We start from the raw sequence: 15052 nt of genomic DNA, 5'->3' as shown, positions 1-15052 counted from the left end.
TCACTCGAATGGCGTATTCGGCCAATACGCGTGTTGCGAGTCTCAATATCCTATGTTAGACGAACCCCGAATTTCGGATGCGGCAGGAGGAAGCTCCTGTTGATTTCTGGGGGAAATCAAAACGAATTCAAGAGCATGTGGCTTCCGTGCCCCGGAAGCCCAATTCTTGGGTTGAAATCAGGGAATTTTGTGCCCGTGGCAGACACATCCCAGCATATTTCTGGTGTTGCAGAGCGATATGCCTCGTCATTGTTCGAGCTGGCCCTTGAGGAGGGTGCTGTTCCGGCAGTGACCGCCGATCTCGATCGGTTCCAAGCCATGCTGGATGACAGCGATGATCTGAAGCGCTTTGTCGTAAGCCCAGTCTTTTCTGCCGAAGAGCAGGTCGGTGCCGTTCAGGCGCTGGCGACCAAGGCAGGCTTCGGCGCCTATTTTACCAATTTCCTCAAAGTCGTGGCAAGCAACCGGCGCCTTTTTGCGCTGCCGGGGATGATCAAGGCTTTCCATATTATAGCCGCGCAGCATCGCGGTGAAGTTTCCGCCGAGATCACCTCGGCTCATGCGCTGACGAAGGCGCAGGAAAATGAATTGAAGGCGGCGCTGAAGGGCGTCACCGGTAAGGACGTGGCGATTGTCGTCACGGTCGATCCGTCGATCCTTGGTGGCCTGATCGTTAAGATCGGTTCGCGTCAGATCGATACGTCCCTTCGCACCAAACTCTCTACCCTTAAGCTTGCATTGAAAGAGGTCGGCTGATGGATATCCGCGCCGCGGAAATTTCCGCAATTCTGAAAAATCAGATTAAAAATTTCGGCCAAGAAGCCGAAGTCTCCGAAGTCGGCCAGGTTCTTTCCGTCGGTGACGGTATCGCCCGTGTCTACGGTCTGGACAATGTCCAGGCCGGCGAAATGGTCGAGTTCCCCGGCGGCATCCGTGGGATGGCCCTGAACCTCGAATCCGACAATGTCGGCGTGGTCATCTTCGGCTCCGACCGCGACATCAAGGAAGGCGACACCGTCAAGCGTACCGGCTCGATCGTCGACGTTCCTGTCGGTCCGGAACTGCTCGGCCGCGTCGTTGACGCGCTCGGCAACCCGATCGACGGTAAGGGCCCGATCAACGCGACCCGCCGTTCGCGCGTCGACGTCAAGGCTCCGGGCATCATCCCGCGCAAGTCGGTGCATGAGCCGATGTCGACCGGCCTCAAGGCCATCGATGCGCTGATCCCGGTCGGCCGCGGCCAGCGCGAGCTGGTCATCGGTGACCGCCAGACCGGCAAGACCGCCATCATTCTCGACACGATCCTGAACCAGAAGGCCATTCACGATGTCGGCCCAGACAGCGAAAAGCTGTACTGCGTCTACGTCGCCATCGGCCAGAAGCGTTCGACTGTTGCTCAGTTCGTCAAGGTGCTCGAAGAGCGCGGCGCACTGAAGTACTCGATCATCGTTGCCGCAACGGCGTCTGATCCGGCTCCGATGCAGTTCCTGGCACCGTTCGCCGGTTGCGCCATGGGCGAATATTTCCGCGACAACGGCATGCACGCTCTGATCGGCTATGACGATCTGTCGAAGCAGGCCGTTTCCTACCGCCAGATGTCGCTGCTGCTGCGCCGCCCGCCAGGCCGCGAAGCCTATCCGGGCGACGTTTTCTACCTGCATTCGCGTCTCCTCGAGCGCGCTGCCAAGATGAACGACGAATTGGGCGCCGGTTCGCTGACCGCTCTGCCGGTCATCGAAACGCAGGGTAACGACGTTTCGGCCTTCATTCCGACCAACGTGATCTCGATCACCGACGGCCAGATCTTTCTCGAAACCGACCTGTTCTATCAGGGCATTCGTCCGGCCGTTAACGTCGGTCTGTCGGTTTCGCGCGTCGGTTCGTCCGCGCAGATCAAGGCGATGAAGCAGGTTGCCGGCTCGATCAAGGGCGAACTCGCCCAGTATCGCGAAATGGCTGCCTTCGCTCAGTTCGGCTCGGACCTCGATGCCGCAACGCAGCGTCTGCTGAACCGTGGTGCTCGCCTGACCGAACTTCTGAAGCAGCCGCAGTTCTCGCCGCTGAAGGTGGAAGAGCAGGTTGCGGTGATCTTCGCCGGTGTCAACGGCTACCTCGACAAGATCGCCGTTCCGCAGATCGGCAAGTTCGAGCAGGGTCTTCTTTCGTACCTCCGCTCGGAAGGCAAGGAGCTCCTCGATACGATCCGCACCGAAAAGGCCATCAGCGACGCGACCAAGGGCAAGCTTACGGCTGCTCTCGACAGCTACGCCAAGTCTTTCGCCTGATCGGACCTCACTTCTAGGACGGATACCGGATGCCTTCACTAAAGGATCTGAAAAACCGGATCGCCTCCGTCAAGGCGACGCAGAAGATCACCAAGGCGATGAAAATGGTCGCCGCGGCGAAGCTTCGTCGTGCCCAGGAGGCGGCTGAGGCCGCACGGCCCTATTCGCAGCGCATGGGCGCCGTTCTTGCCAACATCACGGCTGCCGTCAGCGATGCTGACGGTGCGCCGCTCCTGATGACCGGCACTGGCAAGAGCGATGTGCATCTGCTCGTGGTCTGCACGGCTGAACGCGGTCTTTGCGGCGGCTTCAACTCGCAGATTGCGCGTTTTGCCCGCGATCACGTCCGCAAACTGCTCGCCGAAGGCAAGACTGTGAAGATCTTCACCGTCGGCAAGAAGGGCTATGACATTCTGCGTCGCGAGTTCGCTTCGCTGATCGTCGAGCGCAAGGAATTGCGCGACGTCAAGCGCGTGGGCTTCGAAAATGCCGATGCTCTCGGCAAGCGCATCATCGAGATGTTCGATGCTGGCGAGTTCGACGTTTGCACGCTGTTCTATTCCGAGTTCAAGTCAGTGATCAGCCAGGTTCCGACGGGACTGCAGCTTATTCCGGCGTCGGCTCCGGCCGTTGTTGAAGAAGATGCCGCCCACAAGGGCGCTGTTTATGAATACGAGCCGGATGCGGCTTCGATCCTCGCGGACCTGATCCCGCGTAACATCTCGGTCCAGATTTTCCGCGCGCTCCTTGAGAACGTCGCCGGCGAAATGGGCTCCAAGATGAGTGCGATGGACAATGCGACGCGCAATGCTGGTGATATGATCAACAAGCTGACGCTGAGTTACAACCGTCAGCGTCAGGCGCAGATCACCAAGGAATTGATTGAAATCATTTCGGGCGCGGAAGCGCTCTGAGGCTAGAAAGAGGTAAGATTATGGCTGACGCAGCTAAGGCCGCAGTTTCGGTCGGCAAGGTTACGCAGGTTATCGGCGCCGTCGTTGACGTTCATTTCAATGGCGATCTGCCGAAGATCCTGAATGCTCTCGAAACCAGCAACAACGGCAACCGCCTTGTTCTGGAAGTCGCGCAGCACCTCGGCGAAAACTCGGTCCGCACGATCGCCATGGACTCCACCGAAGGTCTGGTCCGCGGCCAGACCGTTTCTGACACCGGCGCGCCGATCTCGGTTCCGGTTGGTTATGAAACGCTCGGCCGTATCATGAACGTCATCGGCGAACCCGTTGACGAAGCCGGTCCGCTGATCACCGCTACCAAGCGCTCGATCCACCAGGAGGCTCCGTCCTACGTCGAGCAGTCCACCGAAGGCCAGATCCTGGTCACCGGCATCAAGGTCGTCGACCTGCTTGCTCCTTACGCTAAGGGCGGCAAGATCGGCCTGTTCGGCGGCGCTGGCGTCGGCAAGACCGTTCTCATCATGGAACTGATCAATAACGTCGCCAAGGCGCACGGTGGTTACTCGGTGTTCGCAGGCGTGGGTGAACGTACCCGCGAAGGCAACGACCTTTACCACGAAATGATCGAATCCGGCGTCAACAAGCACGGCGGCGGCGAAGGCTCCAAGGCTGCGCTGGTTTACGGCCAGATGAACGAACCGCCGGGCGCCCGCGCTCGCGTCGCTCTGACCGGTCTGACGGTTGCTGAAAACTTCCGCGATGAAGGCCAGGACGTTCTGTTCTTCGTCGATAACATCTTCCGCTTCACCCAGGCGGGTTCGGAAGTGTCGGCTCTGCTCGGCCGTATTCCTTCGGCCGTGGGCTATCAGCCAACGCTTGCCACCGACATGGGCCAGATGCAGGAACGCATTACCACGACGACCAAGGGTTCGATCACCTCGGTTCAGGCCATTTACGTTCCGGCCGACGACTTGACCGACCCGGCACCGGCTACCTCGTTCGCCCACTTGGACGCAACGACGGTTCTGTCGCGTTCGATCGCTGAAAAGGGCATCTACCCGGCCGTCGACCCGCTCGACTCCACCTCGCGCATGCTCGACCCGCTGGTCGTCGGCGAAGAGCACTATGAAATCGCTCGTAAGGTCCAGTCGACCCTGCAGCGTTACAAGTCTCTCCAGGACATCATCGCGATCCTGGGCATGGACGAACTGTCTGAAGAAGACAAGCTGTCGGTTGCCCGCGCCCGCAAGATCGAACGCTTCCTGTCGCAGCCGTTCTTCGTCGCCGAAATCTTCACCGGCGCGCCGGGCAAGCTCGTCGCTCTCGAAGACACGATCAAGGGCTTCAAGGGCCTGGTCAACGGCGATTACGATCACCTGCCGGAAGCCGCTTTCTACATGGTCGGCTCGATCGAAGAAGCGATCGAAAAGGCCAAGAAGCTGGCTGCCTGATAAGGCCAATCCAACGGCGCGCGATCTTCGTGCGCCGTTGCCTTGAAATAAAGACAATCGAGAAGTGACCGGTCATGGCTGACAATTTCAATTTCGAACTGGTGTCTCCGGAGCGTCTGCTTCTGTCGGAGCAGGTTATCGATGTCGTTATTCCCGCCAGCGAAGGCGAGATGACCGTCATGGCCCACCATGCGCCGACGATGACCACGATCAAGCCGGGCGTCGTCAAGGTGCATTCGGCTTCGGGCAAGAAGCAGGACTACGTCGTGTTCGGCGGTTTCGCCGATATTCTGCCGACCGGCTGCACGCTGCTGGCTGAATCCGCGATCCCGGTTGAAGATCTCAACCAGGATGAGCTGACGCGCCGCATCAATGCCGCCAAGAGCGAACTCGAAGATGCCGAGCATCACGAGCACAAGTCCCGCCTTGAGCATTTCATCATGGAACTCACGCATCTGAGCGGCTCGATCCAGAAGGATTGATCCTCAGAGTTCGGTCTGCGGTTTCGAACGAAAGCGGCCTTTCCCGGCCGCTTTTTTGTTGTTCTTTTGAGGCTATTCGTTTGCCAGCAGGTGCCGGTGCAGTTGTCCTGCCTCGGGCGAGAGGGTGCGGAAGCGCGGCGCGCCGAGATAGTAGCCGAAGCCGCTTTCGACCCGGTCGCTGCCGATGGTAACCAGTGCGCCGGAGTGTAGATATTCATCGATGAGCCCGAGGCTGCCAAGCGCGATACCCTCGCCGCGTAAAGCGGCTTCGACCGCCATGATATAGGTGGAGAAGGATAGCCGTGGTCGCGGCAGCTTGCCCTTCAACGGATCGCCGATGCGGCCGAACCATTGGCGAAAGCTGATCCAGTGGGCGTTGGCGCGCTCGTAGTCGATCAGATCCAGCCCGGCGATATCGGCCGATGTCAGCGCCTGCGGATCGAGGCCACGGCTTGCGAGATAGTCTGGCGAGGCGATCGGCACCAGTACTTCCTTCATCAGCGGTGTCAGGTTCCAGCGCGGATGTTCGCCGGTGGAGTAGATGATGATGAGATCGTTGGTTTCTGACGCCAGTTCCGAATGCACATCTGTGGTCAGCAGGCGCACGGAAATGCCGGGGCTTTCCTTGCCGAAATCCCGGAGCCTCTTTCCGAGCCAGAGATGCGAGATCGAACCGCTGGCGGCAATGGAAATGATTTCACCGGTGCCCGCGCGGAAAGGCTCCAGGCTTTCCTCCAGATATTCGAGCGTCGCCCGCACGCGCTGAAACAGCCGCTCGCCCTCCGGCGTCAGCCCCAGGTTCCGGCCTCGCCGGGTGAAGAGGGGCGCCCCCAGATGATCCTCCAGCCCTTTGATGCGCCGGCTGACAGCGGCCTGGGTGATGTTCAGCTCGCGGCCGGCGCGGGAAAAGTTCATCGCCCGGGCCGCGGCATCGAACACACGGAAGGCCTCCAGCGGTATTTTCTCGAGCATTACTTCTCCATAACTTCAGATCATCAATATCCCCGATAAATGCCTGGATTTGAAGAGCTGAAATTGTGATGCAGGATGTGAGTATCATATTTGACTGCATTTTCCTGGGTGATCTGCCGTGTCCTTCTCCATTTCCGCCATTCCTGACATCAGCTTCGGTGACGGCGCGCTCGCCGGCCTGGCCACCGCCGTCAAATCCTTCGATGGTGTGGCGGCTACTCTTCTGGTGATCGATGCGTTTCTGGCGCAATCTGGTCTTGCCGAGCGGATCAAGGCCGATCTGGCCGAGGCAGGTGTTTCGACACAGATTTTTTCGGATTTCTCCGGTGAGCCGAAGCTCGCGCATCTCCGCGCGGCGATGGAGGCGGCGAAGGGTGCGGATATGGTGATCGGCGTTGGCGGCGGCTCGGCCTTGGATATCGCCAAGATCGTTGCCTGCTGTGCGGCCTCGGGCGCCGATCCGATGTTTTATGCGCTGGCCGTCAATCCGCTGCCAAAGACGCCGTTGAAGAAGATCATGGTGCCGACCACTGCCGGCACCGGCTCGGAGACCTCGGCCACCAATATCTTTGCCGGTCCGGAAGGCAAGAAACTGTGGATCTGGGGACCGGAAACCAAGGCCGATCTCGTCATCCTCGATCCGACCCTGACCACGACGCTGCCCGCCAGCCTCACCGCCTGGTGTGGCCTCGACGCCTTCATCCACGCCTTCGAGGCGGCGACCAACCGCAACACCCATCGCGGCGCGCAGTTCTACGCGCATCAGGCGCTGCGGCTGATCACCGGCTCGTTGGAGACGGCGGTGAAGGAGCCCGGCAATCTCGAGGCGCGGGGCGATGTACTGCTCGGCTCCTGCTTCGCCGGCATCGCCATCGACAATTGCGGCACGGCGATCGCGCATAACATCAGCCATGCGCTGGCCGGCCTTGCGCCGGTTCACCATGGGTTGGCGACCGCGCTCGGCTTCCAGGCGACGCTGCCGTGGCTTGCCGAGGCGAATACAGATGAGCTCAATGCCGCCGCGAAAGCCTGCGGCCTCGAAAGTGCTGCCGCGCTGCCCGCCTTTGTCTTCGACTGGATGGATCGCTGTGGCATCGTCCGCGCCCTTCCATCCGCCTTCAAGCCCTTCGATGCGCCCGATCTGGCGCGGGAAATGCGCGCTCCGGAAAACCAGCCGATGCGGCGTTCGACCGTCCGGGACGTGACGGATGCCGAGATCGACCGCTTCGCCGAGACGATTATGGCGTTGCCGAAAGGAATTTGAGATGACCAAGGAATATACGCGCGACTATTGGGAAGACGTTCTGTCGGGCCTGAAGCTCGAGGGGCGACATTTCATCGACGGCTGCTATCACACTTCGTCTTCCGGCGAGACCTTCACCCGCATCCGCCCGATGGATGGCAAGCCCGGCGCGCAGCTGGCGCGTGGCAACGCTGCGGATATCGACGTCGCTGTAGCCGCAGCGCGCGCCGCCTTCGAAAGTGGTGTCTGGCGCAAGAAGGACCCGCTGGAAAAGAAAAAGATCATGCTGAAGTGGGCCGAACTGATCCGCGCCCATGGCGAAGAACTCGCCATGCTGGAGACGCTGGATGTCGGCAAGCCGGTCATGGCGTCGCTCACCGTCGATGTCCGTCTCTGCGCCGACGGCATCCAGTTCTACGGCGAGATGATCGACAAGATCTATGACGAGATCGCGCCGACCGGGCCGAATGCACGCGCTCTGGTACGCAAGGTGCCGCTCGGCGTCATCGGCGCGATCACGCCATGGAATTATCCGATGATCATCGATGCCTGGAAGCTCGGGCCGTCTATTGCCGCCGGTAATTCCGTGGTGCTGAAGCCGGCCGAGCAATCCTCATTGTCGGCGATCCGTCTTGCTGAACTTGGCTTCGAAGCGGGCCTGCCCGCCGGCGTCCTCAACGTCGTCACCGGTTATGGCGAAGAGACCGGCAAGCCGCTGGCGCTGCACATGGATGTCGACATGATCGCCTTCACCGGCTCGACGGAGGTCGGCAAGCTGATCATGGGCTATGCGGCGCAATCGAACGTCAAGCGCGTGGCGCTGGAGCTTGGCGGCAAGTCGCCGCTGGTCGTCTTCGAAGACGCGGATCTCGATGCGGCCGCGAGTGCCGTCGCCTGGGGCTGCTTCTACAATTCCGGCGAGACCTGCCATGCCTCGACGCGGTTGATCGTGCAGCGTTCGGTACAGGAGACGCTGATCGCAAAGATCGAAGCGGTGACGCGATCCGACATCGCGCTAAAGCATCCGCTCGACCCTGCCGCCCAGATCGGCGCGCTGATCGAGGAAGAGCATATGAACAAGGTGCTGTCGATGATCGCCGTCGGCGAAAAAGAGGGTGCACGTCGCGCCTTCGGTGCTGAGCGCGTATTGAGCGAAACCGGCGGCTACTATATCTCGCCGGGCGTCTTCGTCGATATGACCAACGACATGACCCTGGCGCGACAGGAGATTTTCGGGCCGGTGCTCGCCGCCATCCCCTTCGATACCGAAGAGGAGGCGCTGAAGATCGCCAACGACACGATCTATGGTCTCGCCGGCGCCGTCTTCACCAAAGACATGGACCGCGCCCATCGCTTTTCCGAGGCGATCCATGCGGGTACGGTGTGGATCAACACCTATGACATGTCAAACTTCGCCACGCCCTTCGGCGGCTTCAAGCAATCCGGTTTCGGCCGCGACCGCTCGGTGCATGCGATCGACAAATATTGCGACTACAAGACCATCTGGCAGCAGTTCGGCTGAGGTTCACGGGGAGGCACTATCATGAGCAAGATCGTTTCCATCGAGATCAGCCATCACCGGTTGCCGCTCGACCCGCCGTTCAAGGCGAGCTGGGACGGCCGGCCGCGCCGGAATTTCGACGCGACGATCGTCCGCGTCCGCGACGATGAAGGCCGTGAAGGCATCGGCTCCGGCGACCTGATGAAGGGTTTCGAGGGCCATGAGGATCTGTTCATCGGGCAGGACCCGCGTCATCTCGAGCGCCACTACGAAGTCCTGTCGCATATCAACTTCCACTACGGCCGCTGCTGGCCGATGGATCTGGCGCTGTGGGATCTCTCCGGCAAGATCACCGGTGAGCCGGTCTGGCGGATGCTTGGCGGCCGCGCCAGCCGCGTGCGGCTCTATGCTTCCTCAGGCGTGCTGCGCGAGCCGGCCGCAATGGCTGAACAGGCCGAGCGCTATATCGCTGAGGGATTTCCGGCGATGAAGGTGCGCTTCTCCTCCTCGGCCGGCGGCCGCAGCGGGTGGCGCGACGATGTGAAGGCGCTGGAGGCTGTCCGTGCCCGGGTTGGCGACCGGCTGGAGCTGATGGTCGATTGCAATCAGGGTTGGCGCATGCCCTGGGACACGACGCTGTCCTGGACCTTCAAGGACGCGCTGACGGTGGCAAGGGAGCTGGAACGGCTCGGCGTCTACTGGATGGAAGAGCCGCTGCACCGCTCCGACCGCAAGGGCATGAAGGAGCTGAAGCAGGCGACATCGCTGCGCATCGCCGGCGGCGAGATGACCCGCGAGCTCTATGAATTCCGCGACATCATCGAGGAACGCGCCTTCGACGTCATCCAGCCCGACGTGGCGCTGGTGGGTGGCATCACCGGCTGCCGGCGGCTGGCCTATCAGGCGCGCGAGGCCGCCGTGCAATTCACCCCGCATTCCTGGACGAACGGCATCGGCGTGCTGGCGAACGCACATCTGAGCGCGGGCGTCGGCGATGTGGCCTGGCTCGAATATCCCTACGACAATCCGGAATGGAGCGAGGCCCGCAGGGATTACCCGATGGCTTCGCCGCTCAAGCACAATGAGGGCTGGCTGGATCTTGGAGAAGCACCCGGTCTCGGCGTCGTTCTCGATGAGGAACGCCTGAAAGCCACGCGCATCTGACAGGATGGTTCGGCACTCCTAGTCGAGCTTCCTTGCCGTCCAACGGTTTCCGTTGGGCGGCCTTTTTGTCAGGCGGGGACGGCTTGGTGCGGTGCCTTTTCCCTGGCGCGCGCCCAGCGCATGACGGGGCGCTCCAGAAGGATATAGCTGAGGGTGCCGATTGCGAAGATGATGAGGGTTGCGACGAGGCTGGATGTGAACCATCCGCCTAACACATCGTCGGAGCCCGTGCCGAAGCTCCACGGGAAAAGCTTCTTCATCAGCATCAACACGATATCCTGCCAAATATAGACGCCGAAGGAGACGGTGGCGATATAGTGGCTGAGACGATTGTCGAGAACCCGTGCCAGGACGGCCGATTGCGGCAGAACGCAGAGGGCGACGGCGACAGTCAGCGGGATGACGGGAAAGCGATAGGGAATGCCAAGCCAGCCGTAACCTTCCCAGCTGTCGCCGACCGACATCCAGATTTCAGCCACGCCGACGATCATGGCAAGTATGGCGACGACATCGTAGACCGGCGAGCGCTTCCTGGGGATCATGGTCTGGATGCCCGCCGCCAGCGCGCCGATGGCAAAGACCGCGAAGAAGCCGACCGGGTTATAGCGCGGCATCCATTCCTTGGCCCCGCCCTGGAAGCCGTATTGCCAGCCCCGCTCGACGGTATCGATCGGGATATGGGTGACGATCAGCCAATGGCCGAGAAGCGCCAGGGAGATGACGCCGAGCCAGAGGATGCGGGCAGGCAGGGCAGCGCGCGATCTCAGGGCCGGGGTGAACAGCAACAGGAAAGCGATCGGCAGCAAGACATAGCAGGTGGTCTCAAAGGGAATGGACCAAAGCGGCCCGTCTCCCTGTACCGGAAACAAGGTGCGCCAGTGCCACTGGCTCATCAGGAAGAAACCGGCGACGTAGCGCCCGGCCAGCTCGCCATCGAGCGGAAAATCATAGACCGTGAAACTCAGGATGAAGCCGACCGTCAGGGCAACCCAGAATCCCGGCAGAATACGGGCGGCGCGGCGCATGGTGTAAATTGTCAGCGAAGGCGGCGGCAGGCCCCTGTCCAGCGCCAGCCAGAATGGTCGCGATAGCAGGAAGCCGCTCAGAACGAAGAAGACCGAGACGCCGTAATTGCCGAAGCGGGCGAGAATGAGCGGCAGGGCCAGGGCATCGGGGAGATAACTGAAATCCATCCGCAGCACGAGATGATGGGCAAGCACCATCAGGCACGCCACGGCGCGCATGAAGTCTGCTCCTCCCAGCCGCGCTTCTTTCTCCATCCTCATCCCTCTGGAACCACCCAGATATTGGGTTAGGCCATCAAGGCGGCATCGGCAAGGGTGAGGTCTGATTGACTGAGGTGGAGGAAGACGCCCGGGCGCATGCGGCGCAGGCCCGGGCGCCGAGCCGGTCTTCCGTACCTGCCAGAAACGGAAGAGCGGTGTTGGCTATCGTGGATGAACGCTCAGGCGGCGACGGAGCGATAGGGGCGTGTCTCCCGGGCGGGCTTCAATGCCGCGCTCCACCAATGCAGTCGCGCTATCATCCGCACCAGCGATTGCCGTGCCTCGATCGGGTTTTCGAGAGAACCGTCTTCGGCAAACCGGCCCCAGGGATTGGCGAAGCTGACGGTGTCGCGCACCGTGACCGCATGCAGCTCCGCAAAGACCAGCCGCAATTGCTCGACCGCGCGCAGCCCGCCGGAAATGCCACCATAGGAAACGAAGGCGACCGGCTTGCCCTGCCATGGTTCGTAGACGAGATCGAGAACGAATTTCAGCGAGCCTGTAAAGCTGTGATTATATTCCGGGGTGACGACGATGAAGGCATCGGCGTCCGAGAGACGTGCGGCAAGGGCCGCCACCGCCGGATGCTCGCCGTCATGGTGAACCGGCAGGCCGAAATCGAGCGGATCGATGATATCGATGTCGATAAGCGGATAGTGCGCCAGTTCCCGGACGACCCAATTGACCACGCGGTCGCATAGCCGGCCCTTGCGGGTGCTGCCGTAGAGGATTGCCAGGCGGGTGGGTTCAGTCATGCGTTGCTCCTGCTTTACGCGCTTCGGAGCAAGAGCTATAAAACCTCAAGTAAAGTTGAGGTCAATAGCCTGTCATGGGAAAAATAGACTCCGATGCATTTTCCAGATTGCTGACGGTGGGCGAGGTGGCGGCGCGCAGCGGCGTTGCGGTCTCGGCGCTGCATTTCTATGAGGCGAAGGGGCTGATCGAGAGCCACCGCAGCCGGGGTAACCAGAGGCGTTACGCCCGCGAGGTGCTGCGCCGCGTGGCGGTGATCAAAGTGGCGCAACGCGTGGGAATCCCGCTTGCCGAGATCCAGGCGGCGCTCGACACGCTGCCGCAAAGCCGGACGCCGACCGGCGCCGATTGGCGGGAGCTGTCGGCGAAATGGAAGAACGATCTGGATGCGCGGATCAGGCGGCTGCAAGGCCTGCGCGACCAGCTCGACGGCTGCATCGGCTGCGGCTGTCTTTCGATGCAGAGCTGTCCACTGCGCAATCCCTGGGACGTGCTGGCAGAGCAAGGGCCGGGGCCGAGGTTGCTCGATCCCGAAGGCTAATATGGAAGAGCTGGAAGCCTATGCGTGGACCCGCGTGCCGGCCATGTAGTCGTCCAGCGCGGCGGCCTGATCCTTTGAGAGGTAAAGGCCCTTCTTCGAACGGCGCCAGAGGACATCGGCGGCGGTATAGGCCCATTCATGCGCCATCAGATAGCGCACTTCCGCCTCGTAAAGATCGCTGCCGAAGCTGCGGCCGAGATCGGTCAGGGCTTTGGCGTTGCCGAGGATCATGATGGCGCGGGTGCCGTAGCGGCGTACCAGCCGGCGGGCGTGCGGATCGGTGAGGAAAGGATAACGCGCTTTCAGCTTGACGACTTCGGCTTCATAACCCTTAGCCGGGAAATCACCGCCGGGTAGAGAGCTCTTGGCCGTCCATGGCGTACCCTTGAGGCCGATGGCTTCGCCGATCTTTTCCAGCGCATGCTCGCTCAGGCGGCGATAGGTGGTGAGCTTGCCACCGAAGACGTTGAGCAGCGGTGCCTGACCTTCGGCACCCTCGACCTTCAGCACATAGTCGCGCGTTGCTTCCTGCGCCTTGGTGGCGCCGTCGTCATAGAGCGGGCGCACGGCGGAATAGGTCCAGACGATATCCTCGGGGCGCACCGGCTCCTTGAAATATTCGCTGGCGGCATTGCAGAGATAGGTGGTTTCCTCTTCGGAAATCCTCACATCCTTCGGATCGTCCTTATAGTCGCGATCCGTCGTGCCGATCAGGGTGAAATCCTGTTCGTAGGGGATGGCGAAAATGATGCGATTGTCCGGGTTCTGGAAGAAATAGGCGCGCGGATCGTCGAATTTTTTGCGGACGACGATGTGGCTGCCCTGCACCAGACGAACATTGTGCGCCTGGTTGGTGCCGAAGGCGTCGGAGAGAACATGATCGACCCAGGGGCCGGCGGCATTGATCAGCATGCGCGACTTGAAGAGGCGCTTCTCGCCGGTGACGGTATCCTCAGTTTCGATCGTCCAGAGGGCGCCGTCGCGGCGGGCCGATGTGACCTTGGTGCGCGGCATGATCGTGGCGCCGCGATCGGCGGCGTCGCGAGCGTTGAGCACGACCATGCGGGCGTCATCCACCCAGCCGTCGGAATATTCGAAAGCCTTGGTGAACAGCGACTTCAGCGGCTTTCCCGCCGGGTCGGTCTTCATGTCGAGCGTCGCCGTCGCCGGAAGCAACTTGCGGCCGCCGAGATGGTCGTAAAGGAAAAGGCCGAGGCGGATGAGCCACGCCGGACGGATGCCGCCCTTATGATAAGGCAACACGAAGCGCATCGGCCAGATGATGTGCGGCGCCATCGCCCAGAGCACTTCGCGCTCCATCAGCGATTCGCGCACCAGGCGGAATTCGTAGTGCTCGAGATAGCGCAGGCCGCCATGGATCAGCTTGGTGGCGCCGGACGATGTGCCGGAGGCGAAATCGTTCATTTCGGCAAGCGCAACCTTATAGCCGCGCCCGACGGCATCACGGGCTATGCCGCAGCCGTTGATGCCGCCACCAATGACGAAAATGTCGTGGATCTGCTCGCTCACGCGCCCCTCCGCAAAGCGTTCGCCATCTTGAAAGATGGATAATTCGAAAATCAATCCATCTAAAGCGAAATCAATACGAATGTCAAACGAACGTTTTTTGACGAGCTTCGCGGGTGATCAACTCTGTCGGCGCTCGGTCTCGATCAGGCGAACGCCGTGTTCGGCGGCGGCGATACGCACGGATTCGACCCGACATTCATCGGTGACGAAGGTGTGGACCTGCGACAGATGGCCGATGCGCACCGGGGCGGTGCGTTCGAACTTGGTGCTGTCGGCGACCAGTATGACATGGCGGGCATTGGCGATGATCGCCTGCGCCACTTTCACTTCACGGAAATCGAAATCGAGAAGCGCGCCGTCGGCATCGATGGCCGAGGTGCCGATGACGGCAAAGTCCACCTTGAATTGCCGGATGAAATCGACCGCCGCTTCACCGACGATGCCGCCGTCCGAGCCGCGCACGACGCCGCCGGCGATGACCACCTCGATCGAGGGGAAAATCCGTAACTTATTGGCAACATTGATGTTGTTGGTAATGACCATCAATTCGTGATGGCCGAGAAGAGCCTCGCCGACTGCTTCCGTCGTGGTGCCGATATTGATGAAAAGCGAGCTGTTATTGGGGATGAGACCGGCAGCGGCCCGGCCGATCGCCTGCTTTTCCGGGGCGGCGATGGAGCGGCGTGCATCGTATTTGACGTTTTCCGTGCCGCCCGGAAAGATTGCGCCGCCGTGGACGCGCGATAAAACGCGGCCGTCGCAGAGATCGTTCAGGTCCTTGCGGATGGTCTGCGGCGTCACGGAGAAACGCGACGCCAGCTCCTCCACCAGTACGCGCCCCTCAGTCTTGGCGATTTCCAGAATCTCTGTCTGCCGTCCCGATAGGAACATGATTGGCGCTCCCTTTCTTTCGTTTTTTCATCATCATAT

The 15052-nt window shown here is 61.1% G+C and carries 14 protein-coding genes; 9 read left to right on the top strand and 5 right to left on the bottom strand.

Annotation, left to right across the window (positions count from 1 at the left end; genetic code table 11):
- Positions 1 to 189 precede the first annotated feature (189 nt).
- The 5 genes from HB780_RS23615 (at position 190) to HB780_RS23595 (ending at position 5132) form a co-directional block, all read left to right on the top strand.
- A complete protein-coding gene (locus tag HB780_RS23615) occupies positions 190 to 756 on the top strand; it encodes a F0F1 ATP synthase subunit delta (RefSeq protein ID WP_183689792.1) in 567 nt (188 codons plus the stop codon).
- Positions 756 to 2285, top strand: a complete 1530-nt coding sequence (gene atpA / locus HB780_RS23610) for a F0F1 ATP synthase subunit alpha (protein WP_183689791.1) — start codon at positions 756 to 758, stop codon at positions 2283 to 2285. The genes HB780_RS23615 and atpA overlap by 1 nt, the downstream gene beginning before the upstream one ends.
- A gap of 29 nt (positions 2286 to 2314) precedes the next feature.
- Positions 2315 to 3199: a F0F1 ATP synthase subunit gamma gene (locus HB780_RS23605; RefSeq protein ID WP_183689790.1), complete on the top strand. Its 885-nt coding sequence runs from the start codon at positions 2315 to 2317 to the stop codon at positions 3197 to 3199.
- 20 nt (positions 3200 to 3219) lie between these two features.
- Positions 3220 to 4650 carry a F0F1 ATP synthase subunit beta gene (atpD, locus tag HB780_RS23600; protein WP_183689789.1) on the top strand — a complete coding sequence of 477 codons (1431 nt, stop codon included), beginning with the start codon at positions 3220 to 3222 and terminating at the stop codon, positions 4648 to 4650.
- Positions 4651 to 4724: 74 nt separating this feature from the next.
- Positions 4725 to 5132: a F0F1 ATP synthase subunit epsilon gene (locus HB780_RS23595; RefSeq protein WP_183689788.1), complete on the top strand. Its 408-nt coding sequence runs from the start codon at positions 4725 to 4727 to the stop codon at positions 5130 to 5132.
- Positions 5133 to 5204: 72 nt separating this feature from the next.
- Here the strand turns inward: HB780_RS23595 and HB780_RS23590 are convergent, their stop codons facing one another.
- Positions 5205 to 6104: a LysR substrate-binding domain-containing protein gene (locus HB780_RS23590; protein ID WP_183689787.1), complete on the bottom strand. Its 900-nt coding sequence runs from the start codon at positions 6102 to 6104 to the stop codon at positions 5205 to 5207.
- A 118-nt stretch (positions 6105 to 6222) separates the two neighbouring features.
- Here HB780_RS23590 and HB780_RS23585 point away from each other — a divergent pair, with 118 nt between their 5' ends.
- From HB780_RS23585 to HB780_RS23575, 3 genes are read left to right on the top strand one after another with little or no spacing between them, the layout of a single operon-like run.
- A complete protein-coding gene (locus tag HB780_RS23585) occupies positions 6223 to 7368 on the top strand; it encodes an iron-containing alcohol dehydrogenase (RefSeq protein ID WP_183689786.1) in 1146 nt (381 codons plus the stop codon).
- A gap of 1 nt (position 7369) precedes the next feature.
- Positions 7370 to 8869: an aldehyde dehydrogenase gene (locus tag HB780_RS23580; protein WP_183689785.1), complete on the top strand. Its 1500-nt coding sequence runs from the start codon at positions 7370 to 7372 to the stop codon at positions 8867 to 8869.
- Between the two features lie 21 nt (positions 8870 to 8890).
- Entirely contained in the window at positions 8891 to 10012 is a 1122-nt protein-coding gene (locus HB780_RS23575) for a mandelate racemase/muconate lactonizing enzyme family protein (RefSeq protein WP_183689784.1), read from the top strand.
- A 68-nt stretch (positions 10013 to 10080) separates the two neighbouring features.
- On the opposite strand, the gene HB780_RS23570 is transcribed toward HB780_RS23575, so the two are convergent.
- On the bottom strand, positions 10081 to 11292 hold the full coding sequence (locus tag HB780_RS23570) for an acyltransferase family protein (RefSeq protein WP_183689783.1): 1212 nt from the start codon (positions 11290 to 11292) through the stop codon (positions 10081 to 10083).
- Between the two features lie 185 nt (positions 11293 to 11477).
- The gene (locus tag HB780_RS23565) at positions 11478 to 12053 is read right to left on the bottom strand and encodes an NADPH-dependent FMN reductase (RefSeq protein ID WP_183689782.1); all 576 of its coding nucleotides are present in this window, start codon (positions 12051 to 12053) and stop codon (positions 11478 to 11480) included.
- A gap of 74 nt (positions 12054 to 12127) precedes the next feature.
- On the opposite strand from HB780_RS23565, the gene soxR reads away from it, so the two are divergent.
- On the top strand, positions 12128 to 12592 hold the full coding sequence (gene soxR / locus HB780_RS23560) for a redox-sensitive transcriptional activator SoxR (protein ID WP_183689781.1): 465 nt from the start codon (positions 12128 to 12130) through the stop codon (positions 12590 to 12592).
- A gap of 18 nt (positions 12593 to 12610) precedes the next feature.
- Here the strand turns inward: soxR and glpD are convergent, their stop codons facing one another.
- Both glpD and HB780_RS23550 read right to left on the bottom strand, forming a co-directional pair.
- The gene (gene glpD / locus HB780_RS23555; RefSeq protein WP_183689780.1) at positions 12611 to 14122 is read right to left on the bottom strand and encodes a glycerol-3-phosphate dehydrogenase; all 1512 of its coding nucleotides are present in this window, start codon (positions 14120 to 14122) and stop codon (positions 12611 to 12613) included.
- A gap of 117 nt (positions 14123 to 14239) precedes the next feature.
- Positions 14240 to 15013, bottom strand: coding sequence for a DeoR/GlpR family DNA-binding transcription regulator (locus tag HB780_RS23550; RefSeq protein ID WP_183689779.1), 774 nt, complete (start codon positions 15011 to 15013; stop codon positions 14240 to 14242).
- Positions 15014 to 15052 lie beyond the last annotated feature (39 nt).

Source organism: Rhizobium lusitanum, assembly GCF_014189535.1.
In the GTDB taxonomy this organism is placed as follows: domain Bacteria; phylum Pseudomonadota; class Alphaproteobacteria; order Rhizobiales; family Rhizobiaceae; genus Rhizobium; species Rhizobium lusitanum_C.
The sequence above is the reverse complement of the archived record's forward strand: the minus strand, read 5'-3'. Positions and strand labels throughout refer to the sequence as shown.